We start from the raw sequence: 25,201 nt of genomic DNA on the forward strand, positions 1-25,201 counted from the left end.
AGAAAATATGTAATCAAGCTTACGGAAGATGAATACAAGGAGCTTAAATCCATAATCCGTAAGAAAGCAACTTCAAAAACAATACGCTGCAGATGCCAGATAATCCTTGACCTGGACGAGTCGCATGGAAAAGTTCTTACCCATGAGCAGAGTGCTAAGTCCAACGGCGTCTGTCTGGCAACAGTCACAAATACTGTTACAAAATACATAAACGGCGGTGTTAATGCTGTCACTGAATTTAAAAGAAGCATAAACTCAGATAATGCAAGGCGCAAGGTTGACGGGCGCGTGGAAGCCCGGCTTATCGAGCTTGCCTGCGGGCCGGTCCCGGAAGGCCACTCCCGCTGGACAATCCGCCTGCTTGAGGAGGAAGCCAGGGTCATTCTGGAAACACCTGTGAGCAGGGAGGCAATCCGGAACGCATTAAAAAAAACAAACTTCGACCTCACAAAAACGACTACTGGTGCATCCCGGCAAAAGAAGACCCGGAATTCATAGCCTGTATGGAGGATATCCTTGATGTATATGAGCTTCCTTATGACCCAAAGCGTCCCGTTGTCTGCATGGATGAAAAGCCTTACCAGCTTCTGGGCGAGGCCAGGGCGCCCCTGCCGATGGTACCTGGGAGCGACCGCAAAACGGATTCCGAATACATCCGAAATGGAACAGTCAGCATATTTGCTTTTGTGGAGCCGCTTGGCGGGACGCACCATGTAAGCGTGCGGGAGCACCGTACAGCCGTCGACTGGGCGGAGGAGATCAAATATCTCGTGGATGTCATGTACCCGGATGCTGAGAAAATCATCCTTGTAATGGACAACCTCAATACCCATAAGCCGGCTTCCCTCTATAAGAAGTATCCTCCGGAGGAAGCAAGACGCATCATCAAAAAACTGGAAATACATTATACCCCAAAGCACGGCAGTTGGCTGGACATCGCCGAAATAGAGCTGAATGTAATGACCCGGCAGTGCCTGTCCCGCCGTATAGCTGACATTGAGCTGCTGCGCAGCGAGCTGTCTGTATGGGAAGCAGAGCGTAATACAACAGCAGCAAAGGTTGACTGGCATTTTAGGACAGGTGATGCCAGAATAAAGCTTAAGTCTCTATACCCCAATTTTACTATCGCCTCTTAAAAGGCGGTAGTAAGGTTAAATATCGTCATGTCAGTACACTAGGCTTAAAATATTCCTCTAATACTTTCTTTGGATTAATAGTAACTATATGGTTTATTATCAATGAAATATTATCAATACTTGAAAATACTGGTAGAATGGGTTGTGAACTACCAGCTTTTTTAAAAAAGATTTTAGTAGAATTGAAAAAAAATATAAATGATAAAGGCACATAAGATTAATCTGAAAAAGTAATTATGCTCCTTGGATGTATTACTTCGTATATGAATAAAATATATACGTCTCCATTTGTTACACAAAAGGTCGATTTACATATCCTTTCGGAATTGGAGAATATTTATTAACAATAGGATGGAAATTAACTCCTAACGATCTAAAAATGCTACTTCTCTTTGGTCAAAAGAGCTCCCAGAAATATGATATAATAAGTACAACATCACTGATCAGTGGCCAAGGTCATTTAGTTAACACCTTAGCCAAAGGAGCTCTCCTCAAAATCCAAACAAGGAGATTCTGCGCCCTAAAATAGATACTGCTAAAAAAACAGTCCAGTAAAAATCCAGGGCATTGAAAAAGCCGGAATTTTTAAAGGACTGTTACTTTTTTACCTATCAGGAGCCTAAATTGTTATTTTCCGATAGCCCCCCTGTCCCGTTTTTCACAGCAGTTTTATTTTGGATGATATCGCTGCAACTCCTTGACTTTTCGACCTCTCCCCGACCTATAGTACCCTCTTTCGCTCCAACAGCCTGAAGCCACCTCACCCCGGCAGACTGGACGCCACGCATAATCCGCCCCAGCCAACCCTGGAGTTAGGGTATGCATCCTCCCCCCGCAGCGCCCGCGCCCCGGCCCGGAGGTAGGCCTTCACCTTCTCCCCGTACAGAAAGGGATCATTCCCCCGCACAATCCCCCACTCCATCAGAAGAGCCGCACTGCCCGCCACGATGGGTGTGGCGAAGGAGGTCCCCGTAAAAGGATTATAGCCTCCGTAAATATCCGGCGCCAGAATCCCCACCCCCGGTGCAGCAAGATCCGGCTTTGCCAGCCCTGCCGCCACTATACCGATGGTCCTGTTGGCATCCGCATATCCCCTTCCTGAGAAATCCGCATAGGACTCGTATGTGCTGTCATAGGCACCCACGGAAATCACTTTTGCGGCTGTGGAGGGAATGGTCAGCGTCACCTCCGGAGTAGACCTGTAAAAACCTGTTCCCGTTCCGCGGACAGCCGCCGAAGGCAGATAGAAATAATATCTTCCCGTCACTACCCGCACAGGCTCCAACCGGATGGTCCACACTCCACTGTTAATATAATTACGTTCCAGCGGCAGCATTTCAAAGTAAATCTCCTCCGGTACCGCATAAGGGGCGGGCTCGCCGAAATAGACCATGATTTCCGTCTGCTCCAGTCGGAGCACATATTTCCCGCCATTGATCATTTCAGGCAGCTGAGCCTCCCGGCCTCCCGGAGAGCGCAGATAAATCCGATAATCATCGCAGTAATTTTTCCACAGCTGGACATTCAGGCTGCGTTCATACTCCGCCACGGCAAGCTCCACGGAAGCCGGCCTGGCCACCGCATTTCCCATACGACTTGGAACCGCCGCACTGCTGCTTCCAAATGCGCTTCCAGAACCGCCCCCAAAACCGGCGCCCGGAATGCTGTCTGAACCCATCGCACCGCCTCCCCCGCCGGTGCCTGTGCGTCCGGCTGTACCTCCGTTCTCCTGTCCCTCCAGCAGATTACCCGCCAGATGTCCTCCGCTGTTTCCCTCGTTTCCGCTTCCCACACAGATCACTGTACGGCCGATCTCAGCCGAATTGTCCAAAAATCTTTCCAGCAGAGAGCTGCCGTCATGAGCACCGTAAGTATTGCCGAAGCTTAAATTGATAACCACTGGCATTTTCAGCTCAATGGCCTTTCTGACAGCATAGGTTACACCGCGCATGATTTCCGTTGTCCGGGGAAAAGAGGATACATCCGGCAGTCCAAGCTTTACAATCAACAGTTCTGCCTCCGGGGCAACTCCCTGATAGGCAGAACTGTTTCCTGCTGCGATGCCCGCCACTGCCGTTCCATGTCCGCTCGTGTCCACACTGGGGAGCAGCTCAAACTGTTGTCCGGCCGTAGCCGCGGATAGAGCCTGGTTAATCTGGTCGGAATCGAATTCCACCCCCAGGCGGAAGCCCTCGGGCGGGCGGCCCGCAAAACTGTCTGCAGTTCCCGGTTCCATTCTATCCTCTGTCTCCGAAATTCCTTCTGCCCCCAGTGTTTGATCCCATAGATACCGTATCCTGGTACTGCCGTCGCTGTTTCTGAATTCCTGCATTCTCCAGTCGATCCCACTGTCCAGAATTGCTACCAGCACACCCTCCCCGGTAAGATAAGGATCCCGAAGCGTCACCTGCGCAATACAGGAATTTGCCGTGGGCGTTTCCACTCCGTAGAAAAACCGTTTCGGCTTTTCCACATATTCTACCTCCTCCAGCTCTGCCACGCGCTCCACCAGCTGTTCCGGCACCGTCAATACCGCATATCCCGCAATCAGATATTCCACGCCTATATTCAATGCCTTCAGCGCATCCAGGCTGCCGTGGTACTTGACAATCAGCTCCCATGTGCGCGTATTTTCATCAAATCCGGTGTTCAGTTCTTCCGTTTTTTCTCTGACTTCCTCGGGTGTCTGCAATGCCAGCTGCAGCAAATCTTCCAGTTTCTGATTCATATAATCTCTGCCGGACCGTCTTGTTCCGTTCCCTTTTTCTTCTCTATACTATATCCGGGACCCGGGAAAATGGTGCTATTCCGAACTGCTTTCCTGTCCGCTGACAGATGCCGCCACTGTGGCGGCATCCGTCACTTCGGGCCCCTCCAAAGAGACTTCCGCATTCTCTGCCGCCTCTCCGGGATCGGCATATTCCTTCTCCTCCTCTTCTCCCCAGAGAGAATCGTATTTTTCCCGCTTCTGTCTCTGGACCATGGCGCCGACATTTTTCGCTGTCTGATACATTTCCATGCTGAATTCCATCAGCTTTTTCTCATCCGCCGCCGGCACAATGGCTCCGCGCATAATTCTGCGCGCCACTTCCATGATTTTCCCCATGTCTGCCGCATAGTCCCGGGCCGCATCCTTCTGCTGGTCCGCCACCGCCGCATTCCAGTATGCACAGTATTGCTCAGATAATTCGTTCAGATAGTCCTGATATTCATTCTGCTTTTCATCCAGCGCATTTAAGGTCAGTTCCAGAGTGGCCGCTTCCGAGGCATATTTCTCCTGTCCGCCCGGTGTCCGTTCCATTCTGGAACGCAGATTCTGCAGTTGTTTTGATACATTTGATTTCTTCAGCCGATAACTTTTTATCTGTTCTCTGTAAATTTTCTGAGCCTCTCCGATTTTCATGATTCCACCATCCTTATCCATGTACAAATGTCTGCATTTCATACCACAGTTTCTGCCGCAGCCTCTCTCCGGTTTTTACATATGCAAACCCGCTGAAAAGCAGCTTTCTCTATTTATATCGTCCTTTTTTCTGAAAAGCGCAATCCCTCACCTCTTCCTGTAAAACGGCAGGAACCTCTAATGATAAAATGCGGCCTGTATGCTGTCGTAGCCGGCTATGCCATCTGCTTTCAGGCCGAGCTTCCGCTGCAGGGCCAATGTCTCCTTTCTCGCCGTCTGCCCATACAGACCGTCTGTGTTCTGATGGTGTCCCAGAATTTCATTACATCTGCGCTGCCACCATCTTACTACCTGCCCCGAGGATCCCACAATGTATTGTCCCCCGGACATTTTGGCTCTCAGTCTGATCTGTTTCCTGACATATCTGGTTTTTGGTCCGTCCAGCCCGTCCTCCTGCAGCCTGGCTCCGTTCTGGTCCCGGATTCCGTCTTCATTTGCCGCAATCTGAAAGTCCAGTATGTTGAGATTCTTCTGAGCCTCCTGTTCCTTCCTGATCGTGCTGCCGGAAAAATCTGTGTAAAACCGGTTCAGGTCCACCTTTCCATGTACCCCCGCCAGTTTTCCTCCGGAAGTAAACTGCCAGATATCCGCCGCGTCCGCCTCGTCTTCCGGCAGCACGGAAATATAGCGGGCATACCAGACATATACCTTCTCCAGCGCCTTCGTAATTTCCGGCATATCGAAATAATTCTGCAGATAATCTCTGTTCGCATAAACCACCGGAACATAACCCGCATCCCGGACACGCCGCAGAAAGGCAACCGTCATATCCGTACACAATCTCTTCGTAACAGCCACACCATGTTTCCTGGCATAGTTAACCGAATCATATTCAAAGTCAAACGCAATCGGACAGGTACTCCAGTATTTTGCCGCCTGTGCTATGGCATAATCAGCTTCCTGCTCTGCCATTTCCACCGTATAAGCATAAGAAAACCAATACAGCACCACATCCACATCCAGATTACAGCATGCCTGGGCATTTACCACATACCGCTCATCAACATTATTTTTCCCGTATCCTGCCCTCAGACCTATGCATCTGCAGCCTGCATCCCGAATACGCTTCACATCCACCTGTCCCTGATGCGCGGAAAGGTCCGGTCCTTCTGTAATTACTTTCTTATTCATTATCGTCCTCCATATATGGACAACCACATTACTGCCGTTATCCGATTCCCAATACTATACGCGGACGATATGCTGCCTGTGCTTTCGGCTGTGAGATTCCCGCTCATTCTATAAAGTCAGATACCGCTGCCGGATTTTGTTCCCGACAGCGGTATCTTTATGTTATTACTTATTTCAGCTGGCCTTCCAGCACCTTTGCCGCCTCCGCAATGCATTCCGGAATGCCCGCGGGATTCTTGCCGCCGGCCTGTGCCATATTGGGACGTCCGCCTCCGCCTCCGCCTACTTTTCCGGCGATGCCTTTGATCAGATTACCCGCGTGGGCGCCTTTGGCAAGGGCGCCTTCTGTAGCCATGGCAATCATATTCACCTTACCGTTCTGGGCTGACAGAAGGACGACAACACCTTCTCCCATCTTCTCCTTCAGCTGATCGCCCAGATCCCTGAGCCCGTTCATATCCACATTGTCAACGCTGGTGGCCAGAAGCTTCACTCCTTTCACCTCCACCACGTTATCCGTTACATCCCCGAGAGCTTCCTTTGCCGCTTTCGCCTTCAATGACTCCAGCTCGGAGGAAAGCGTCTTCACCTCCGCCAGCAAATGCTCACATTTTTCCACCAGTGTTGCCGGAGTCGCTTTCAGCTTCCCGGCAGCCTCGTTCATGGTCCGCTCCAGTTCTTTATAATAAGCAAATACACCATTTCCGGTCAGTGCCTCAATCCTGCGGATCCCTGCGGCAATGCCGTTCTCAGCCAGAATCTTGAAAGCGGAAATGGACGCTGTATTCGCCACATGGGTACCGCCGCAGAGCTCCACGGAGAAATCCCCCATCTTCACCACCCGGACTTCCTCGCCGTATTTCTCTCCGAACAGGGCCATAGCGCCGGTCTTCCTGGCATCCTCCACATTCATGATCTCTGTCACCACAGGCAGGTTCGCCGCAATCTGATCGTTTACGATCTGCTCCACCCGCTCCAGCTCTTCTTTTGTCATGGCGGCAAAATGACTGAAGTCAAACCGCAGTCTCTCACCGTCCACATAAGAACCGGACTGTTCCACATGAGACCCCAGCACTTCCCGAAGTGCCTTGTGCAGCAGATGTGTGGCACTGTGGTTCTTACTGGTATCCCCTCGCTTTGCAGCATCCACGGTAAGCGTTGCGGTATCGCCGACTTTGATCATTCCCTTCGTGACAGTGCCGATATGTCCTACCTTGCCTCCCAGAAGCTTCACCGTGTCCTTTACCTCAAAGCTGCCGTCCGCCGTGGCAATGACTCCCGTATCTGCATTCTGACCGCCCATAGTGGCATAAAATGGAGTCTCTTCCACGATAATGGTACCGTTCTGTCCGTCCGTCAGCGCCTGGACCAGTTCCGTTTCCGTGGTCAGCACGGTGACTTTGGAATTGTGCTGCAGTCTGTCATACCCCACGAACTGTGTGGTAACGGAAGGATCGATGGATTCATACACAGTCACATCCGCCCCCATATAATTGGTCACTTTCCGGGCCTTTCTGGCAGTCTCTCTCTGCTTCTGCATACAGACACCGAACCCCGCTTCATCAATGGTGAAGCCCTTCTCCTCCAGAATCTCCTGTGTCAAATCCACAGGGAACCCGAATGTATCATATAATTTAAAAGCGTTCTCTCCGGACAGCTCTGTGACACCTGCGGCTTTCATCTCCGACTCCATCTGTCCCAGAATGCTCAGGCCCTGATCGATGGTCCTGTCAAACTTGTCCTCTTCCTGAGTAAGTACATTCAGAATAAATGCTTTCTTTTCTTCCAGTTCAGGGTACCCGTCCCTGCTCTCGCGGATCACGGTCTCGCTTAAGACAGCCATAAACTTGTCCCTGATGCCCAGCAGCCTGCCATGCCTTGCCGCACGGCGAATCAGTCGACGGAGTACATAGCCCCGCCCTTCGTTGGAGGGAAGAATGCCGTCGCTGATCATGAATGTAGTAGAACGAATATGATCTGTAATCAGACGGATGGAGACATCCTTCACCGGATCCTTTCCATACTCCGCATTTGCTATCCGGCAGATTCTGTCCCGAATTGCCTTCATGGTATCGATGTCGAACACAGATTCCACATCCTGCACTACCACGGCCAGACGCTCCAGTCCCATTCCGGTATCAATATTTTTCTGGGACAGTTCTGTATAATTTCCGTGTCCGTCATTGTCATACTGGGTGAATACATTGTTCCACACTTCTATGAAGCGGTCACATTCACAGCCCACCCTGCAGTCCGGCCTGCCGCAGCCATACTTGATTCCACGGTCATAGTAAATCTCGGAACAGGGGCCGCAGGGACCTGCGCCATGCTCCCAGAAATTATCGCATTTTCCGTCTTCATCCCGGTAAAAACGGGTGATCTTCTCCCCCGGCACACCGATTTCCCTGGTCCAGATATCGTATGCTTCCTCATCCTCACAGTAAATAGAAGGGTAGAGACGCTCCGGGTCCATGCCTGCCACTTCCGTCAGAAATTCCCAGCTCCAGCGAATGGCCTCATGCTTGAAATAATCTCCGAAAGAAAAATTCCCCAGCATCTCGAAGAAAGTAAGATGACGGGCAGTCTTACCCACATTCTCAATATCACCTGTCCTGACACATTTCTGGCAGGTGGTCACTCTACGTCTGGGCGGAATCTCCTGCCCTGTGAAATAAGGTTTTAAGGGTGCCATTCCGGAATTGATGATCAATAAGCTGTTGTCATTATGCGGCACCAGCGAAAAGCTTTTCATTTTTAAATGCTCTTTGCTCTCGAAAAAGTCAAGAAACATCCTTCTCAGTTCGTTTACACCTATGGGTTTCATGTGTTCCTCCTCCAGAATCCATTGTATACCTTCCGCCGAAAACGCCTTTTTGTGTTTCCGGTATCCATTCCATTATAGCACTTATTTTTGTTTTGTCATTAAAAAATTACCCCTGCATCACGAATTCTGCATCACAAATTTCCCTGCCAGCTGGTACACCTGCCGCACCTTTTTCGAAGACAGATTCCATCTTCTCAGCTCCTCCAGAATCAGCTCCGGATGCCTTCTGCTGATATCCCGCAGAGCATTTCCGGCAGATTTCCGCACATATTCGCTGCCATCCTCCCTGCGCGCCGCCAGAAGCTCCACGGCGATCCGGGGATTTTCCCTGAAAAAGGGACGGTTGGTCCAGATGCGCAGGCCTTCTGACACTGCTCTGCGCACATTGGCATTGTCATCGTTTATCCATTCCTGAATCAGAGGCAGCGCCTGCTCATAACCCACGATTTTACAGTGATTGTCGAAGGCCATTGCCAGAATTTCCTGTACCTTCCAGCTCTTATGCCGGCTTACAGTCTCCCTGAGAAAGGAAAGGGCATCCGGATATTGATGAGCACAGTACCCCAGAAGAAGTACTCCCACTTCCTGAAGCTGGAAATTCGCCTTCTCCCAGAGCGTATATCCTGTCTGAAGGCATTCTTCCAGAGAATTGGAATGATAGAATTTCTGCGCCTCTGTCTTAACCAGCTTTAAGCTGTCCTTTTCCGGAATCGTCTCCTCCAGATAAGTGATAAAATCGTTCATGTCCCTCTCCTCAAACTCCTTAAAATGCAAATTCCTGCTGCTCCATCACTTCGATCTGCGACACGATCACGGTCTCTTCCTCCGACCCCCGCATGTGCTCCGCCTTCAGATACTGCATATCATTCCTCAGATTCGCAGCAATCAATGTCAGCACATAGATATTGTCAAATCGGTTATAGATGGATTCTCCTCCCAGTCCGGAGAGACAGATCAGCTGCGTGTTGGCCTTTCTCGCCATATCCATCAGCGGTTTCAACAGATGCGAGGCATTGGTCTGCGCAAAAGGATTGTCCATCAGCAGAACCTTTCCCTCGTTTCTCTCGGCGAAAATGTCCGAGTCATCCCTGCGCATATAATAAAGCAGCGCCGAAAGAATCACGAATGCGGACAGAAAGCCCTCTCCGCCGGAATTCTTCGCCACATCGGCCCAGGTGATGGGATATTCCCGCTGGGCCTCTATCTTGTACAGTCGAATCTGCACATTGCCGATTCCCACCACAGCGTCATAAAGGCCTTTGGTGGTTATCCTGGTGCCCAGGAACTCCTGTACATTCTGATTCTCCTCCAGCAATGCGATTCCCCTTGCCGTGATGTCATCGAGATAGTCCTCGAGACGCAGCTGGTAAATGCTTTCGTTCTCCGCCCAGTCCGGAGGTTCTATCTTCAGCATCTTCACCGTCCGCTCCCGCACGGTTATGGTGGAATTGCGGTCTATTCTGTTCAGATTATCATGCACCTCTTTCAGATAATCTCCGGTCAGTTCCACTATCTTCGCCTTTTCCTTCTCCACCAGTGAAATATCCACCTGGAGCTTCTCCATCAGGCTCCTGTAAGAGGCAAGGGTGGTCTCCAACTGTCGGATCACGCGTTCCGGCTCCGCTGTCAGCTGCAGCATGGCTTCCAGGGGCTTCTGATAGAATTCTTCCGCAAATCTTTCCTGCCGTATCATCCTGTTCAGAGCCCGCTCCAACTCTGCCCGGGCTTCTCTTCGCCGCTCCATGCAGGAATTATAATCCCGAATCAGAAGACCTTTCTGCTTTGTCAGTTCCGCTCCGATGAGACGGGAGAAATCAAATCCCCATTCCACAGCCTGTCCGCACTCAAAATCCTCATACTCGGCCAGAGCCGCCAGATTGCTTTCATATCCCTGAAGCTTTTTCTCTGTCTGCTTTTCCTCTTTCTCTGTCTCTTTCTGTTCGTATTCCAGTCTCCGGATTTCCTCGTCAAAGCGAATGGTCTGAATGGCCTCTCTGGCCATGGGGACGTCCTTCCGGCATCGCTCTCTGATCTGTCTCTGCTTGCCTTCCCTCTCCTGCCTGAGAAGCGCACAGCGGATTTCCTCTTCATGAACCAGACCGTTCTGCCTGTTTATCCGCTTCTCCTGGTCCTCCAGCAGAATTTCCTGGTGCGTCTCTTCCTTTTTATCATAGGGTACGGCTTTCCAGGCACTCTCTTCCAGAAGATACTTCTCTGCCAGTGATTTCAGCTCTTCCACTGCTCTTACATAACGCTTCTGCGCCTTCTCCGCCCGGCCTTCCAGTTCCTTCTGCTCCGCGCTGATACCCCCTGTGATTACCTCATAACGGGTTTCGGCCTCCTTCGCAGCCTGCTTTGAGATTACCTCCACAGCTTCCGAACCTGTACCGCCTGCTCCGGTATCCTCTTCCGCCAATAGAGAATACTGCCGGTATCCCGCCAGCCGTCCTCTGCTTACCTCCGCCTGACGTTCCAGTGCTGTCAGTTGATTCCCCCTCGTGACCAAAGCCTGCTCCAGTCCGGTGATTCTTTCTTTTTTCAGCTTCTGGAGATTCAGAATGCGCTCTTTTTCCTGACGGTTCTTCTCCAGCAGCCTGCAGTCCTCCCGGAAAGCTTCATAGCTTCGACAAAATCTGTCGAAATCTGACAGGCGCCTGCCCTGATTCAGAATCTGCCGCTCCAGTTGTGCCGCCTGCTGCTCCTTCCGCATCAGTTCATTCTCCTGCGCCTCCAGTTCCTCCCTGCCGCCCAGAATCTCCTGCTCCAGAGCGCAGATCTTCTCCTTCAGAGACCGTATCTCTTCCTTCAGCCCTTCGTAAGCTTCCCTGGTTACTCTCTGTCCCCTGATCTTCTCCTGATGACCGATGTATTCTGTATATTCCGCCTTCTTTGTATCAATCGCCTTTTGCAGCTTCCGGATCCGTATCTCCTGCTCCGAAAGCATTTGCCGCAGCTTCTCCTCATCCAGCAGGTTCTCATTGAACCACAGATAAAAATGCAGACCTCCAAAGGAATTCACCGCACCTTCCCGGGGCTCTCCCTTTTCCAGCTCTTCCCTGCGTATGATGGGAACCGGGGAAGCGGTGTAAACTTTCTCCGTAAATCCGGACAGTCTCTCCAGTTCCTGCCCTGACAAAATGAGAGAATAGGGCAGAAAGGGCTGCCCGGCCACCAGCTCCCTGTTTTGCTGTGCCGAAAGCTGATTCTTTTTCAGCCATTCCATTCCATAGACAAAATGAATCCCGGCTTCCTCCAGCATCCTCCTGAATTCCTCCGATAACTCCAGCACCTGGCCCCGAACCGTCTTCCTGTATTCCTTTTCCAGCCCGTCCGCTTCCTTCTCCATGCCCTGCCGCACCAGATCGGTATCCTGGAGCTTTCGCTGTACCGTCTGCAAAATTTTGTCCGTATCAAAAATTTCCTTCCGGTCCATACCAAAATACCGCAGAATCACCTCCCGGTCCGCCAGCTCCTTCTCGTAGGCAAGCTGCAGATTCTCCGCCTCCTTCCCGGCAGATTCCAGTCTGTTCTTCTCTGCTGTCTTATCTTCCACAAAACGCCTTGCGCTTCTGAGCTGTTCTCTGTACGCTTCGGCTCCCCTTTTTGCTTCGTTTTTCTCCCGTTCGCAAGCCTTCAGCTCCTTCTCATATTCTGCCTGTCTGATCTGCAGAGCTCCGGCCTCATATTCTCCCAGAAGATTTCTGTGCCATTCCTCCCCATAGTCCCGGTTAAACCGGTCCTCCTCTCCGTCAAATACCCTTAACCGCGCATTCAATGCCCCGATGGTTTCTGTCAGGCAGCTTTCCGACTCCCGCAGCTCCTCCAGCTTCTTCTGCTCCTGCACTTTCTCCTGCTCCATCTCCCCAATGGACAGAGAGCACTCTTCCTTTTCCGCTTCCTGCTTCCGGCACAGATCGGTGTAATACTGCCAAAGCACTGTGCCCAGCCGCACTCTTTCCGGCTCCAGATTCTCTCTTCTCTCCCTGCACAGCTGCAGCGCCTGAAATTCTCTGTCTCTCTCCTGCGCACACTCCTCCACATTCTCCTGCTGCTTTCCGCAGGCAAACAGATGAAGCTTTCCCGTGATTTCATCCCTTCTTCTGGTCAGGTCATCTCCCTCTATCCGCAGCATTTCCAGATTGCTCTGTGCAAAGCGTTCCCGGTCTGCAATCTCATGAAATTCTCCTGACAGTTTCCCATATTCCAGATTTTTAATCGCTTCCTCCAGCTCCTCCATCCGCCTGCTTATGGATTCCGCGTTGCTTCTCTCCTGCTCTTCCAGTTCATGCAGCCTGCGGATAAAGTCTGCTATCCGGCTCTTCTGTCCCTCCAGTTCTTCCGACATTTCCCGGTACCTGACAGCGTCTTCCCTGATCTCCTCCGCCTGCGTCTCGAAAGCACGGATGATATCTCTGCGCTGAATTTTGGACTGATTATCCTTGTACTGTCCGGTATATTTCTCCATGATATCCTGGAATTCCTTCATCCGGTTCCTGTCCTGATTCAGCTTATTCTCCACCGCCTCCAGCAGCCATTTTTCCACCAGTCCCTTTTCGTCCCTGCAGTCGGCGAACAGATCCGATAATCCGGACTCCTTCAGATTGACCTTCTTGATGATTGTCTCCCATTCCTTATAATAAATCTGGTATTCCGCCAGCTTCGAGAAATACTGTCTGGACTGAGAGGCATTGCTCATATCATAATAGGAAAACGGAACAGACCTCTCCCTTTTATAATTTTCAAAAAGCTGTCTGCAGGCGGCAAAACTCTTCAGTGTGATATCCTTTTTCGTCTTCTCAACCACAGGGAGATGATAAATATCCTGCTGACAGCGCGTCCGGTATTCCGCAATGAAATTAATCATCTCCAGCTCATCCTGGCGTTCCTCGGAAATCTCCTGACTTCTGCGGACCATCATTCCTGTCAGCACATATCCCGCACTCTGGTCCAGCTTCCATTCCACCAGAATAAATGTAGGCTTGCCGGTGGTAAAATAGCCGGCAAAAGGGCGATCCTTCGCATTCTGGTATCTCCTGTGCACAAAGGGCGCCGTAATCATCTGCACCAGCACCGACTTTCCTCCGCCGTTTCGAAGGGACAGCAGCGTGCTCTCCCCGTTAAACTGAAAGGTCTCGTCACTGATTCTGATGGCATTGTTATTGTAATTCAGATTAATCAGACGAACAGCATTTATTTTACTCAACTTCCTGTCCCTCCAGCACTCTCTTCACCCGCTGAAAATGATTCTGATTCAGCAGATTCCAGTCCATAAACTGATCCAGTTTCCTGGTGGTCTTGATCATCTCGTCCTGCTCCACATACTCAATCAGCCCCTGCTTCTGAAGGAAATTCAGAATATTGTACAGAAAGCCCTCCTTTGTGGTCCTGGCTCTGGAACCCTTTTCATCGGAGCGAAGCGCCTCATAGGCCTCCGCCATATTGGAAAAGGCAATTCCCTGCTTCTCCTCTTCCTCCTCGCCGAACCGCTCTGTCCCCTCTTTCAGCCTGGCGGAAATGCAGTTCTGAAGTTCTCCCACACGCATATAATCCCGGGTCTTACTGGTGGCCCCCTGCCCGTCGTAAAATTCTACCAGCAATGTGAGAATAACGAACTGAGAGAGGTAATAATCCCTGTCCGTCCCATTTGATTTACACAAAGTCTGCTTCAGCTGCGCCTTGGAAAAGCCCAGAAAGGTGTTGTCCTCCCTGGGAATCAGATAGATTACATTCCCATACCGCTCGATATCGCATTCCGCCGACTCGCCCTGAGATTTCACCAGATTCTGAATTTTCTCATTCTCGGCATAGGCGCGAAACAGTCTCTCCTGGGTCTCTTCGCTCAGCTCATGCTGCTCCAGCAGACAATAAAAAATCTCCTGTCCCATCCGAATCTCGTCCATTTCATATGCCATATGTCTTTCCCCCGGTCACCCGAATCAGCACATTTGAGCAACAGATATTTTTCAGCCTGCCCGACTCATCCGGTACATTCTCAAAAATGATGGCCTTTCCATCTTCTATTCTGTAGACCTCTATCTTTTCCATACGCATTCCCCGGCTGTCCTCCAGATTCAGGAGCATTTCATTCAGCTGAAAGCCCCCCGAGAACTCACTGATATAATTCCGCCTCTCCTCCCGCAATACTTCCACGTCAATTTCCCTGCCTTTCAGCAGTTCCACCATGATTTCCTTGAAAATCTGCACATTGGGAATCAGTCCGGAATAAAGCACAGGCTCCCGGCTTTCTCCATCCTGTGTAAACCCTGCCCTGATTTCCTCAAGAGATATCCCGTCCTTCCCCGCCTCCAGAGCCTTTTCCAGCAAAAAGCTCAGGCTCTCCTCATATTTTGCCAGTTTTTCCTGTCTGCGGCGCTCTTCCTCCTCCATCCATGCGTCATCCCCGAATTCCATCACAGCCTCCGCTTCTTCCGACTCCTTTTTCCTCAAAGGTCTCTGAAGCTCTGTGGACTTTTTCAGATTATAAATTTTATCCGGTTCGTTTCCGAAGAGAGGCCGCAGGAAAATCTCCAGCCGCTCCAGCCCTTCCGGCTGTTCCAGAATCTTTTCATACAGCGCATTGCGCAGAGAAAATCTGCGGATAAAAGACATCTGCGCCAACTGCTCCAGCTCCCTGGTATAGAGAGACTTCAGATCAAAATGGCTGTTCAGAATCTTCTGATGCTCGTCGATGGTACGGGCCAGATACCGCTCGATAATGCTGAGATTATTCAGTTTCTCCTCTTCCTTTTCGTCCAGACGCCGGACATTCAGATTCATTTCTTCCAGTTCCTTCGCCCGGCTCTTCACCAGTTCCCTGTAGCTTTGAAATTTCTGCTTGGTATCACTGATAGTATCCAGATTCGCCTCCAGAATCGACTCGTAATCCGCCACCGAATAACTCAGCGCATTCCTGCGAATCCGACCGCAGGCTTCCTCTATCTTCTGCAGCTGAATACGCAGAAGATTAAATACATTCTTAATATCGTCAACCGCCTTGTCATAGCTTTGCTTTTCCAGATGCATTCTGAAAATCATCTCATGAATGGTCAGTTTCATATTGCTTTCGATTTCCAGGGTGGACAGCAGCAGATTATAGCCGTCTTCCGTGAGGTAATAAGAGGTTCTGCGCACCTCCGCATCCACATACACAATCCGGTTTGCCACATAACTAACATTCATGGTCTGATACTGCCGCTCCTCAAAATCGAACCCGTCAAAGTACATAGCTTTCCCCTCATTGGAGAGCACCACATTGACAATGAAGTCTCCCAATGCCTTACAGTCCTCATAACCCATATTTTTCTCAAAATAACGCATGTTCAGGCTGTCCACATAAGCACCGATATCATCTATGGTGCAGTTCTCCTCTTTCAGAGACTGCTCCATGATATACAGCATCACGGCAAAAATCATATTAATCTGCTCGTCCGGCTTCTGGAATCCATGCTGTTTCCAGATGGTTTTCTGACTGCTGTTGGCAAAAAGCAGCACATATGCCCCTACATGCTTCATTCGCTTTGGAAATTGCTTTAAGAATTCGTACTGCATACTTCTCCTTTTGGGCCCCGTGGCTTCCTTTCCCCCCGTCTCACTCCCCTTCGCCGCAATTTTGGCCGGCTTCCCCGAAATCCGCAATATTGATAATCTCCTGGGGAATATACTTTCCGGACTCCAGAATCTGCCTCATACGTTTCCTCGTCTCTTCCGAAAAATGTCGAAAAAAACGTCCGCTCAGATTCCTGTTCTGCTTCTCGCTGGTCTCCGGCAGCAAGTCCAGACCGAACGCCCGTGCCTTTTCCAGCATTTTTTCATAAGCCTCTGCAAAAGGTCTGACCGTTTCAAAGAGTCCCTCCAGACGCTCATAGATGCCGATTCCCTCATAATCCAGATCACCGAAATAGAAAATCTGATTCCGGGAATCATTCATATACGGTTCCACACAAAAGCGAAAATCCTCAAAAGACCTGAGAATCCCCTTTCCCGCACCGTAAATCACCGTTCCAATCTCCACTCCGAAAATGGTCTGCCTGCACACCGCAGCGTTCCGGGTGATACCATCCATAACGCCCAGGAATCTGCGCATACTGTAAAAAGTATCTTTATTTTCCAGAATCAGAAGTGTCTGAGGCGCTTTCCTGCTGCAGGAATAATAAGCCAGCGGTTCCGTGGTCTCATAGACGCTCAGCTGCTCCAGACGGATTCCGCAATGAGCCAGAATCCTTCTCCCCTGTTCCTTTTGCAGGAATTTCTCTCTGCCCCATATCTGAAAGCTTCTCTCGTTCAGCGACACCCGCTCCGGCTGCCCCCATCCCGCCTTTTGCTCTCGTCGTTCCAGGAAATACCGGTTCAGCATTCTGACCCACCGGGCCTCCGACCGGTATACCTCCGGATGTCTCAGATAATAGTCCGTACACAGAACCGGATCCATCCCGAAATTCAGCTCCTCCAGCTCTTCGTGATAATCCGGCTTCTCCTCCTCCGCCCAGTAATACAGATGCAGCGCCGGTTTTTTCCCATTCAGAGGAGAACTTTTCACCGGTCTGATTCTCTGCGCTTCCATCTGGGCAAGCACATAATCGTACTGTGCCTGGTAATCATCAGTCCTGCTTTCTCCAAGCAGCTGTTCCAGCGGGATTTTCTTCATATTTTATATCCCTCATATTTACAGACGACTAAACGCCTGGCACCGGCATTGGTATAAGCCATAATTTCACAACAGTTCAATGCCCTGTCTGAACAGTTACCATCTTGTGAATCTCTGTGGTCATATAGTCGGCAAATTGAACCGTCTTCTCTGTGTCAGCACTGATTTTTTCCCCGGAGGCGTAGCATTGAAGCGCCTTTTGAAGCAATACATGAAACGCTTCCGGCAGATGCTCCAGTCCCCACTCTCCACCGGATTTCTTCGACAGGACCAGCCCCTCCCGAAGATACCCCAGCACTCTGCACAGATTCAATGTCACATAGAGCGGATTTATCAGAATATCCTCCCGGGCATTTTCCATGTCATACAGAATGCTGTCCCTGTAAGCTTCGGCGGGAACTTCTCCGAAGACATCCTCTATGCCTGCTCCCCACAGACAAATTCCATATCTGCGTGTAATCATGAAATGCGCCGCCAGATCTCTGTCCGTTCCCCGCATTTTTTCCACATATTCCTGTGGGTTCCTTTTATACCATTCCAGGTGAGCTTCGGAAAAGTGGAGTTCAAAAGGCGTGGGGTAGACAAAGGGCCTGCAGAACTCCCTCTTTACCAGACTCAACTCCATTCCTTTTCCAGGCCCTTCTTCGTCAAGGCGTACCACATGTTCCATAAAGTCCGCTTTCACAGAATCCGGCACATCTGCATTTACAATCACCAGCAGATCCAGGTCGCTTATCTCCTGCTGAAAACAGCCCATGGCTGCAGACCCGTGCAGATAGACTCCTGTGAGATTCTCACCCAATACCCTTCTGCACATCTCTGTAAAACGGCACAGCAAATCCTCGTAATCCATCCCAGTCTTCTTTTTGTATATAGTTCTCATTCATCTCTTCCTGAACCTCCTCGAAGCGGTGATCTCTCCTTTCCCATACCGATGCCTCGCCCATGCTGTACTGGTACCTGGCGCATGCTGTGCTGATACTCGATGCACATGCCGCATTGGTGCCCGCACACATGCCGCATTATCACTTTGCCACAATGTTCTGCAGCCATACTCCTTTCTTCACCAGCACAAATCCGATAATACATTTCACCCAGTCTGCTATCTGAACCATGGCGAAAATGGCAATGACAGGCAGCGCTGTCATTCGGCTCAGACAGAATGCCACAGGCACGCTGACACACCAGACAAAGACACTGTCGAAGAGAAAAGTTACAATCGTCTTGCCGCCGGAGCGAAGGGTAAAATAGGTGGCGTGCATAAATGCCGCCTGAGGCATGAAAACTGCCTGGGCCAGAATAAACTGTACCGCCACAGCCCTGACTTCGTCGGTGGTCTTGTAAAGCTGTGGAAACAGCGGCGCAATAAAGACCATCAATATGGCTACCCCGATACAGCAGGTGACAGAAAATGCGATAATTTTATTATCCGTATCCCTTGCTTCCTCCATCTTACCCGCGCCGAGAAGCTGCCCTATGATAATTGCCACCGCATCTCCCAGGGCAATAAATACCACATTAAACATATTGTTGATTGTATTTGCTATATTCAGACCTGCGATCACACTCAGACCCCGCACGGAATAGCATTGTGTCAGCATGGCCATCCCCGAGGACCACAAGGTCTCATTAACCAGAAGAGGCGCACCTTTGATAAAAAATTTCCCCACAAGATAACCCGGCACTTTCAGCGTGCGGTAAATGCCTGTAATATAAGAATTCTTCTCCTTGTGCCCATGGGTCCACAGAATGACCACAGCTGCCTCCACATACCTGGAAATAACGGTTGCCACAGCAGCGCCTACCACCCCAAGGGCAGGCAGACCCAGCTTCCCGTATATCAGCAGATAATTCAGGCACAGGTTCACTGTCACTGCGGCTATGCCCGCCTTCATCGGTACCACAGTCTCCCCACATTCCCGAAGCGTACTGACATAAATCTGCAGCATCATAAATGCAGGAAGGCCCAGAAGCATCACCTGCAGATAATTTTTCCCATAATGTAAAGCCGCCGCCAGATCTCCTCCGTCATTGTTCCCGTTCAGATACATCTGAATCAGATTGTTCCCTGAGGTCAGCAGCAAAAGTACGGCGCCGGTGGTCAGAATCAACGCCATCCAGAATTTATAACGGAATGTATGTCTGATTCCCTCGTCGTCCTTCTGCCCGAAATACTGGGCCGTGAAAATCCCTGCGCCGGCCAGTCCGCCGAAAATGCACAGATAATACACCATCAGCAGCTGATTCACAATCGCAACCCCGGACATCTGCTCTGTTCCCACCTGACCTACCATAATATTGTCCAGGAGACCGACAAAATTCGTAATTCCGTTCTGAATCATGATGGGAACCGCCACTGCCAGAACCATTTTATAGAACGCTTTGTCACCGATAAATTTTTTCCCGAATCTTCCTGCCATAAGTCCTCCCCGACCGTCTTCTCTTCTGTCTCCGACCGCTTTTGTCTGTCTCCTGTCCGGCCGATTTCAATCTCGGCCCTCCCACAGAATGCCACTGTCCCGAAAATACATAACAGTTACAAATATATCATATAAAATGAGAAAAAACAAGCCCCCGCCTTGCGGCAGGGGCATTCCAGACAGTTTATTGGATTCCAAAGGTCCAGGCCCCTGGAAATTTACAAAGCAAATCAATAGTTGACGATCTGTCCGAAATCCGGTTTCAGAGATGCGCCGCCCACCAGGCCGCCGTCAATGTCAGCCTGTGCAAACAGCTCGGACGCGTTGGACGCAGATACGGAACCACCGTACTGGATACGGATAGCAGCAGCTGTCGCATCATCATAAATCTCTGCGATACAGTCGCGGATTGCCTTGCAGACTTCCTGTGCCTGCTCTGTGGTCGCCACCTTGCCGGTGCCAATCGCCCAGATAGGCTCATAGGCAACCACTGCGGAAGCAGCCTGCTGAGCAGTCACATTCAGGAACGCAATCTTAATCTGCTGACGAACAAAGTCAATGGTCACTCCCTGTTCTCTCTGGGTCAGAGTCTCACCGCAGCAGATAATCGGTGTAAGATTGTGCTCAAACGCCTTCAGCACTTTCTTATTCACAGTCTCGTCTGTCTCGGCAAAATACTCTCTTCTCTCGGAATGACCGATGATGACATATTTCACACCTGCATCCACCAGCATGGCGGGAGAAATCTCGCCTGTGTAGGCACCTTTCTCCTCGAAATACATATTCTCGGCGCCGATATGAATATTGGTGCCCTTTGCCGCCTCCATCGCAGGAATGATGTCGATGGCAGGTACACAGAATACCACGTCCACAGCGTCATTGGCCACAAGGGGCTTTAATGTATTTACCAGTTCTACGGCCTGACTGGGAGTCATGTTCATCTTCCAGTTGCCGGCAATGATTTTCTTTCTTGCCATAATATAAATCCTCGATTTCTTTTTATTTATCAGAAAAAGCCTTAAACCTTTTTCCTGTGATTTTCCGTCATGCTTACTTCTCAGCCCTGTCTCTTCAGCCAGCCATCAGGCAGACTGGTCAGAGGCGGCGGCAGAACCACACGCTTTCCCACCGCCTCAAATGCCTCTGCCAGATTTGCATCGACTTTTCCCGTGGGATTCGGAGAAATATTAAGCATAAAATTAATGTTTCTCGGAAAATACTCCCGCATTTTCTGCAGAGCCCATTCTGCTCCGGCAGGTTCCGTAACAGGATCTTCCTTTCTCCAGAACCAGGTACCCGTGAGCTTGTTACAGCTCACCCCCGGCCCGGCAAAGCATTCATCTGCTTCCTGACCTGCCGCATTCTCATAAAATACCACATCTGTGCCTTGAAGTCCCTGTGAGCATCCTATGTTCATGAACAGACAATCCGGCTGCAGTGACTTTACCAGACAATCCAGCTCTTCAAAGGGCAGCATTTCATATGACGGGCCTCCCCAGGGTGCATTCCAGCCGTCCACAATCAGAAAGGGAATTTCGCCGTATTGTGTCAGAAGCTCCGTAATCTGCCCTTTGATCAGTTTCTTATGCTCTGCCGTACAGGCCTTCCGGCCGATTCCGGCAGTCAGATCCAGAATGGAAAAATACAGTCCCGCTGTTATTCCCGATGCGCGAAATGCTTCCAGAAATTCTCTCACAACATCTCTCTTACATGCCGCATTTTTCACACAATGCTCCGAATAAGCGGAAGGCCACAATGCAAATCCCTCATGATGCTTTGTCGTCAGCGCTGCAAAACGGCATCCTGCGCTTTTTGCAATAGCCGCCCACTCGCAGCAGTTCAGTTCAGCTGGATTCCACCCCTTTTCATCAAAGGGATAACATCTGGGGGCCCCGCTGTTCTCATGATCAAATTCCCAGTCAATGATATCACTATCCTGAAACTGTACGGTTGCGCTGTTAAAATGGATGAACGTTCCCAGGCGCAAATTGATAAAATCCATCTGATTTTTCTGCAGTCTATCCATATTCCATTCCCTGCTGTTTATGAATTATTTGTCGTTTCTTTTATTTGTCGTCCGCTGCCGCGACCCACGGCGTCGCAGGACTTCTCCGCGGCATGTCTCCGTTTCTTTTATTTGTCGTCCGCTGCCGCGACGCCGGGAAGCACCTTGCCCTCCAGGAACTCCAGAGAAGCGCCGCCGCCGGTGGAGATATGGCTCATCTTGTCGCCGAAGCCCAGCTGATTTACCGCCGCTGCGGAATCACCGCCGCCGATGATGGTGGTTGCATCTGTCTCAGCCAGAGCCTTTGCCACTGCGATGGTACCTGCCGCCAGGGTAGGATTCTCGAATACGCCCATGGGGCCGTTCCATACCACGGTCTTCGCACTTTTTACGGCTTCCGCATACATCTCGGCAGTTTTGGGTCCGATATCGCAGCCCTCTCTGTCCGCGGGCATATTCTCCACACCGTACACTTCCACTTCAATGGGAGCGTCGATGGGGTTGGGGAATGCGGCCACCGTCACGGAGTCAACGGGAAGCAGCAGCTTCTTGCCCAGCTTCTGGGCCTTTTCGATCATTTCCTTACAGTAGTCCAGCTTCTCATTGTCCACCAGAGAACGGCCGATCTCATAGCCCTGTGCTTTCAGGAAAGTGTATGCCATACCGCCGCCGATGATCAGCGTATCACACTTCTCCAGCAGGTTGGAGATAACATTCAGCTTGTCTGCCACCTTTGCGCCGCCCAGGATAGCCACGAAAGGACGTACCGGATTCTCCACAGCATTGCCCAGGAAATTGATTTCCTTCTGCATCAGATAACCAACTGCATTCTCGCCGCCCTTTGCGGTGATGCACTTTGTGACACCTTCCACGGAGGCATGTGCTCTGTGGGAGGATCCGAATGCGTCGCATACATACAGATCAGCCAGGTCAGCCAGCTCTTTGCTGAACTCCTCGCCGTTCTTGGTCTCTTCCTTGCCGCGGAAACGTGTGTTCTGAAGCAGCACCACATCTCCTTCCTTCATGGCTTCCACAGCCTTGGTTGCCGCTTCGCCGGTCACATTGTAATCGGCAACGAACACGACTTCCTTACCCAGCTTCTCGGACAGTCTCTTTGCAACAGGTGCAAGAGATTCGCCTTCGTTGGGGCCGTTCTTCACCTTGCCCAGATGAGAACAGAGAATTACCTTTCCGCCGTCGTCAATCAGCTTCTGAATCGTGGGCAATGCAGCCACGATACGTGTCTCATCGGTAATCTCACCGTTCTTCAGAGGAACGTTAAAGTCACATCTGACCAGAACTCTTTTGCCCTTTGCGTTGATGTCATCAACGGATTTCTTATTCAAGCCCATTTCCTTAAAACCTCCATTTTATACGATTCCATGTCCGTCTGACAACGGACTTTCCTGTAAAGAAATAAAGAGGCCCGGTCCCTAAGACCGGACCCCATAAGGTCGTTATGCCTTTACACCATCTTAAGCCAGCTCGCTGAAATACTTGATGGTACGAACCATCTGAGAAGTATAGCTGTTCTCATTGTCATACCAGGAAACAACCTGTACCAGAGAGTTGCCGTCTTCCATCTTGGAAACCATGGTCTGGGTTGCATCGAAGATAGAACCATAGGTGCTTCCAACCACGTCGGAGGATACGATCTCGTCCTCATTGTAAGCGAAGGACTCAGTAGCTGCTGCCTTCATGGCTGCGTTGATGTCTTCCTTGGTAACCTCACCCTTTACAACCGCTACCAGAATGGTGGTAGAACCTGTAGGGGTAGGAACACGCTGCGCGGAGCCGATGAGCTTTCCATTCAGTTCAGGGATAACAAGGCCGATAGCCTTTGCAGCACCTGTGGAGTTGGGAACGATATTGCATGCGCCTGCACGGCTTCTTCTCAGATCGCCCTTTCTCTGAGGTCCGTCAAGGATCATCTGGTCACCGGTATAAGCATGAACAGTGGTCATGATACCGCTCTGGATTGCAGCGAAATCATTCAGAGCCTTAGCCATGGGAGCAAGGCAGTTGGTAGTACAGGAAGCTGCGGAGATAACAGTATCTTCGGGCTTCAGTGTATCATGGTTTACATTGTAAACGATAGTAGGAAGATCGTTTCCTGCGGGAGCAGAGATAACAACCTTACGTGCACCTGCGGTAATATGTGCGGATGCCTTGTCTTTGGAGGTGTAGAATCCGGTACACTCCAGAACAACGTCTACCTTCAGATCACCCCAGGGAAGATTCTTAGCGTCTGCTTCCTTGTAGATGGTGATGGTCTTGCCGTTCACGGTGATATTGTCCTCGCCTGCTTCCACGGAGTCAGCATATTTATACTTACCCTGGGAAGAGTCATACTTTAACAGATGTGCCAGCATTTTGGGGCTGGTCAGATCGTTGATTGCCACTACCTCATATCCTTCTGCATCGAACATCTGTCTGAATGCCAGACGGCCAATACGGCCAAAACCATTGATTGCAACTCTTACTGCCATTTTTAGATTCCTCCTGAAATATTTTTATATGTTTCGGCAATCCTTGTCCATCTTCGTGGATACAGCGAATTGTCAAAATTTTATCAGCAAGGATATTTTACCCAATCTCGCAGGATAATTCAAGATGTAATTGAAAAATAATTTCCAGATTTTCGGAAATTTTACACTTTGTTTAGAATTTTTGGGTATTTTCAAATTCCGTATTCTGGTATATGATGAGATCAGGCAGCAATTTCATACCAGAAAGGAAACCTTCTTATGATTACAGCAGATTGTCACTTACATTCCTCCTTCTCCGCCGATTCCGATACCCCCATGGAAGAAATGGTCTTACAGGGAATCCGCCTGGGACTGGATACCATGTGCTTTACGGAACACAATGATTTTGACTATCCTGTATCTTCTGATCTCACAGAGGATGCTCTCCTTCTGAACACAGATTCCTATCTTTACGACCTGGCCGGTCTGAAGGAGAAATATTCGGACAAAATCCGCCTGCTTTTCGGTGTGGAGCTGGGTCTGCAGCCGGAAGCCATGCGGCAGAACGCGGTTTATGTCAAATCTTACGAATTTGATTTCATTATCGGTTCCTCCCATGTCTGCCATGGAAAGGACCCCTATTATCCGGGCTTCTTCGAAGGTCGCAGCCGGGAGGCTGCCCTGAGAGAATATTTTGAATCCATACTGGAAAACGTTCGGAAATTCTCCAACTTTGATGTATACGGACACCTTGATTATGCCGTGAGATATGCCCCCGGAAAGGATGAATGGTATACTTATGAGGCATACAGGGACATCCTGGACGAAATTCTGAGCCTTTTAATTCACAAAGAAAAGGGAATCGAGCTGAATACCGGCGGAATCAAAAGCGGAATGCAGGATTTCCATCCCTGCATGGGCGCGCTGAAACGCTATCATGAGCTGGGCGGCGAAATTATCACCATCGGCTCCGACGCTCATAATACCCAGAATATTGCAGGGCATTTTAACCGTGCGGCAGAAGTGTTGAAGGAATGCGGATTCCGGTATTACTGTGTCTTCGAAAAGAGAACACCGGCCTATTACAGACTATAAGGTAAAAGCGCCGCA

19 protein-coding genes are annotated in these 25,201 nt (G+C 50.2%); 4 read left to right on the plus strand and 15 right to left on the minus strand.

Annotation, left to right across the window (positions count from 1 at the left end; translation table 11 throughout):
• The 3 genes from NSB25_RS20720 to NSB25_RS29960 form a co-directional block, all read left to right on the plus strand.
• A partial coding sequence (locus NSB25_RS20720) for a helix-turn-helix domain-containing protein (RefSeq protein ID WP_257479308.1) occupies nt 1-498 on the plus strand: 498 nt, incomplete at its 5' end.
• Nucleotides 468-1,136 carry an IS630 family transposase gene (locus NSB25_RS20725; protein ID WP_257479309.1) on the plus strand — a complete coding sequence of 223 codons (669 nt, stop codon included), beginning with the start codon at nt 468-470 and terminating at the stop codon, nt 1,134-1,136. The genes NSB25_RS20720 and NSB25_RS20725, both read left to right, overlap by 31 nt.
• Nucleotides 1,109-1,351 (plus strand): phage holin family protein, encoded by a 243-nt coding sequence (locus tag NSB25_RS29960; protein WP_103241501.1) that lies wholly within the window; start codon nt 1,109-1,111, stop codon nt 1,349-1,351. The genes NSB25_RS20725 and NSB25_RS29960 overlap by 28 nt, the downstream gene beginning before the upstream one ends.
• A gap of 545 nt (nt 1,352-1,896) precedes the next feature.
• Here NSB25_RS29960 and NSB25_RS20730 read toward each other — a convergent pair.
• The 15 genes from NSB25_RS20730 to gap form a co-directional block, all read right to left on the minus strand.
• A complete protein-coding gene (locus NSB25_RS20730) occupies nt 1,897-3,864 on the minus strand; it encodes a S8 family peptidase (protein ID WP_242982566.1) in 1,968 nt (655 codons plus the stop codon).
• Between the two features lie 75 nt (nt 3,865-3,939).
• Nucleotides 3,940-4,581, minus strand: a complete 642-nt coding sequence (locus tag NSB25_RS20735) for a hypothetical protein (RefSeq protein WP_103241491.1) — start codon at nt 4,579-4,581, stop codon at nt 3,940-3,942.
• A 135-nt stretch (nt 4,582-4,716) separates the two neighbouring features.
• On the minus strand, nt 4,717-5,730 hold the full coding sequence (locus tag NSB25_RS20740) for a GH25 family lysozyme (RefSeq protein WP_103241490.1): 1,014 nt from the start codon (nt 5,728-5,730) through the stop codon (nt 4,717-4,719).
• A 169-nt stretch (nt 5,731-5,899) separates the two neighbouring features.
• Complete coding sequence (alaS, locus tag NSB25_RS20745) at nt 5,900-8,554, minus strand: alanine--tRNA ligase (protein WP_103241489.1); 2,655 nt, start codon at nt 8,552-8,554, stop codon at nt 5,900-5,902.
• Between the two features lie 117 nt (nt 8,555-8,671).
• Entirely contained in the window at nt 8,672-9,298 is a 627-nt protein-coding gene (locus tag NSB25_RS20750) for a DNA alkylation repair protein (RefSeq protein WP_103241499.1), read from the minus strand.
• Nucleotides 9,299-9,317: 19 nt separating this feature from the next.
• Nucleotides 9,318-13,757 carry a coiled-coil domain-containing protein gene (locus NSB25_RS20755; protein WP_103241488.1) on the minus strand — a complete coding sequence of 1,480 codons (4,440 nt, stop codon included), beginning with the start codon at nt 13,755-13,757 and terminating at the stop codon, nt 9,318-9,320.
• Nucleotides 13,750-14,466 carry a DUF6063 family protein gene (locus tag NSB25_RS20760; protein ID WP_103241487.1) on the minus strand — a complete coding sequence of 239 codons (717 nt, stop codon included), beginning with the start codon at nt 14,464-14,466 and terminating at the stop codon, nt 13,750-13,752. The genes NSB25_RS20755 and NSB25_RS20760 overlap by 8 nt, the downstream gene beginning before the upstream one ends.
• On the minus strand, nt 14,456-16,189 hold the full coding sequence (locus NSB25_RS20765; protein ID WP_330406188.1) for a hypothetical protein: 1,734 nt from the start codon (nt 16,187-16,189) through the stop codon (nt 14,456-14,458). Before NSB25_RS20765 ends, NSB25_RS20760 begins: the two co-directional genes overlap by 11 nt.
• Entirely contained in the window at nt 16,143-17,198 is a 1,056-nt protein-coding gene (locus NSB25_RS20770) for a Wadjet anti-phage system protein JetD domain-containing protein (protein ID WP_103241486.1), read from the minus strand. Before NSB25_RS20770 ends, NSB25_RS20765 begins: the two co-directional genes overlap by 47 nt.
• Before the next feature lie 76 nt (nt 17,199-17,274).
• Nucleotides 17,275-18,081, minus strand: a complete 807-nt coding sequence (locus NSB25_RS20775; protein WP_242982565.1) for an aminoglycoside adenylyltransferase domain-containing protein — start codon at nt 18,079-18,081, stop codon at nt 17,275-17,277.
• Nucleotides 18,082-18,223: 142 nt separating this feature from the next.
• The gene (locus NSB25_RS20780; RefSeq protein ID WP_103241485.1) at nt 18,224-19,618 is read right to left on the minus strand and encodes an MATE family efflux transporter; all 1,395 of its coding nucleotides are present in this window, start codon (nt 19,616-19,618) and stop codon (nt 18,224-18,226) included.
• Nucleotides 19,619-19,848: 230 nt separating this feature from the next.
• Nucleotides 19,849-20,595 carry a triose-phosphate isomerase gene (gene tpiA, locus NSB25_RS20785; protein ID WP_103241484.1) on the minus strand — a complete coding sequence of 249 codons (747 nt, stop codon included), beginning with the start codon at nt 20,593-20,595 and terminating at the stop codon, nt 19,849-19,851.
• 80 nt (nt 20,596-20,675) lie between these two features.
• Nucleotides 20,676-21,644, minus strand: a complete 969-nt coding sequence (locus tag NSB25_RS20790) for an alpha-L-fucosidase (RefSeq protein WP_103241483.1) — start codon at nt 21,642-21,644, stop codon at nt 20,676-20,678.
• A 107-nt stretch (nt 21,645-21,751) separates the two neighbouring features.
• Nucleotides 21,752-22,975 (minus strand): phosphoglycerate kinase, encoded by a 1,224-nt coding sequence (locus tag NSB25_RS20795; protein ID WP_103241482.1) that lies wholly within the window; start codon nt 22,973-22,975, stop codon nt 21,752-21,754.
• 123 nt (nt 22,976-23,098) lie between these two features.
• Nucleotides 23,099-24,112, minus strand: coding sequence for a type I glyceraldehyde-3-phosphate dehydrogenase (gene gap, locus NSB25_RS20800; RefSeq protein ID WP_103241481.1), 1,014 nt, complete (start codon nt 24,110-24,112; stop codon nt 23,099-23,101).
• 258 nt (nt 24,113-24,370) lie between these two features.
• Here gap and NSB25_RS20805 point away from each other — a divergent pair, with 258 nt between their 5' ends.
• Nucleotides 24,371-25,186 (plus strand): histidinol-phosphatase HisJ family protein, encoded by an 816-nt coding sequence (locus NSB25_RS20805; RefSeq protein ID WP_103241480.1) that lies wholly within the window; start codon nt 24,371-24,373, stop codon nt 25,184-25,186.
• Nucleotides 25,187-25,201 lie beyond the last annotated feature (15 nt).

It is taken from the genome of Acetatifactor muris, assembly GCF_024623325.1.
Classification (GTDB): domain Bacteria; phylum Bacillota; class Clostridia; order Lachnospirales; family Lachnospiraceae; genus Acetatifactor; species Acetatifactor muris.

Bases quoted from the DNA above. Each gene is read 5' to 3' on its own strand.
- NSB25_RS20730 (WP_242982566.1), bottom strand. From the start codon at position 3,864: ATGAATCAGAAACTGGAAGATTTGCTGCAGCTGGCATTGCAGACACCC.
- NSB25_RS20735 (WP_103241491.1), bottom strand. From the start codon at position 4,581: ATGAAATGCAGACATTTGTACATGGATAAGGATGGTGGAATCATGAAA.
- NSB25_RS20740 (WP_103241490.1), bottom strand. From the start codon at position 5,730: ATGAATAAGAAAGTAATTACAGAAGGACCGGACCTTTCCGCGCATCAG.
- alaS (WP_103241489.1), bottom strand. From the start codon at position 8,554: ATGAAACCCATAGGTGTAAACGAACTGAGAAGGATGTTTCTTGACTTT.
- NSB25_RS20750 (WP_103241499.1), bottom strand. From the start codon at position 9,298: ATGAACGATTTTATCACTTATCTGGAGGAGACGATTCCGGAAAAGGAC.
- NSB25_RS20760 (WP_103241487.1), bottom strand. From the start codon at position 14,466: ATGGCATATGAAATGGACGAGATTCGGATGGGACAGGAGATTTTTTAT.
- NSB25_RS20770 (WP_103241486.1), bottom strand. From the start codon at position 17,198: ATGAAGAAAATCCCGCTGGAACAGCTGCTTGGAGAAAGCAGGACTGAT.
- NSB25_RS20775 (WP_242982565.1), bottom strand. From the start codon at position 18,081: ATGAGAACTATATACAAAAAGAAGACTGGGATGGATTACGAGGATTTG.
- NSB25_RS20780 (WP_103241485.1), bottom strand. From the start codon at position 19,618: ATGGCAGGAAGATTCGGGAAAAAATTTATCGGTGACAAAGCGTTCTAT.
- tpiA (WP_103241484.1), bottom strand. From the start codon at position 20,595: ATGGCAAGAAAGAAAATCATTGCCGGCAACTGGAAGATGAACATGACT.
- NSB25_RS20790 (WP_103241483.1), bottom strand. From the start codon at position 21,644: ATGGATAGACTGCAGAAAAATCAGATGGATTTTATCAATTTGCGCCTG.
- NSB25_RS20795 (WP_103241482.1), bottom strand. From the start codon at position 22,975: ATGGGCTTGAATAAGAAATCCGTTGATGACATCAACGCAAAGGGCAAA.
- gap (WP_103241481.1), bottom strand. From the start codon at position 24,112: ATGGCAGTAAGAGTTGCAATCAATGGTTTTGGCCGTATTGGCCGTCTG.
- NSB25_RS20805 (WP_103241480.1), top strand. From the start codon at position 24,371: ATGATTACAGCAGATTGTCACTTACATTCCTCCTTCTCCGCCGATTCC.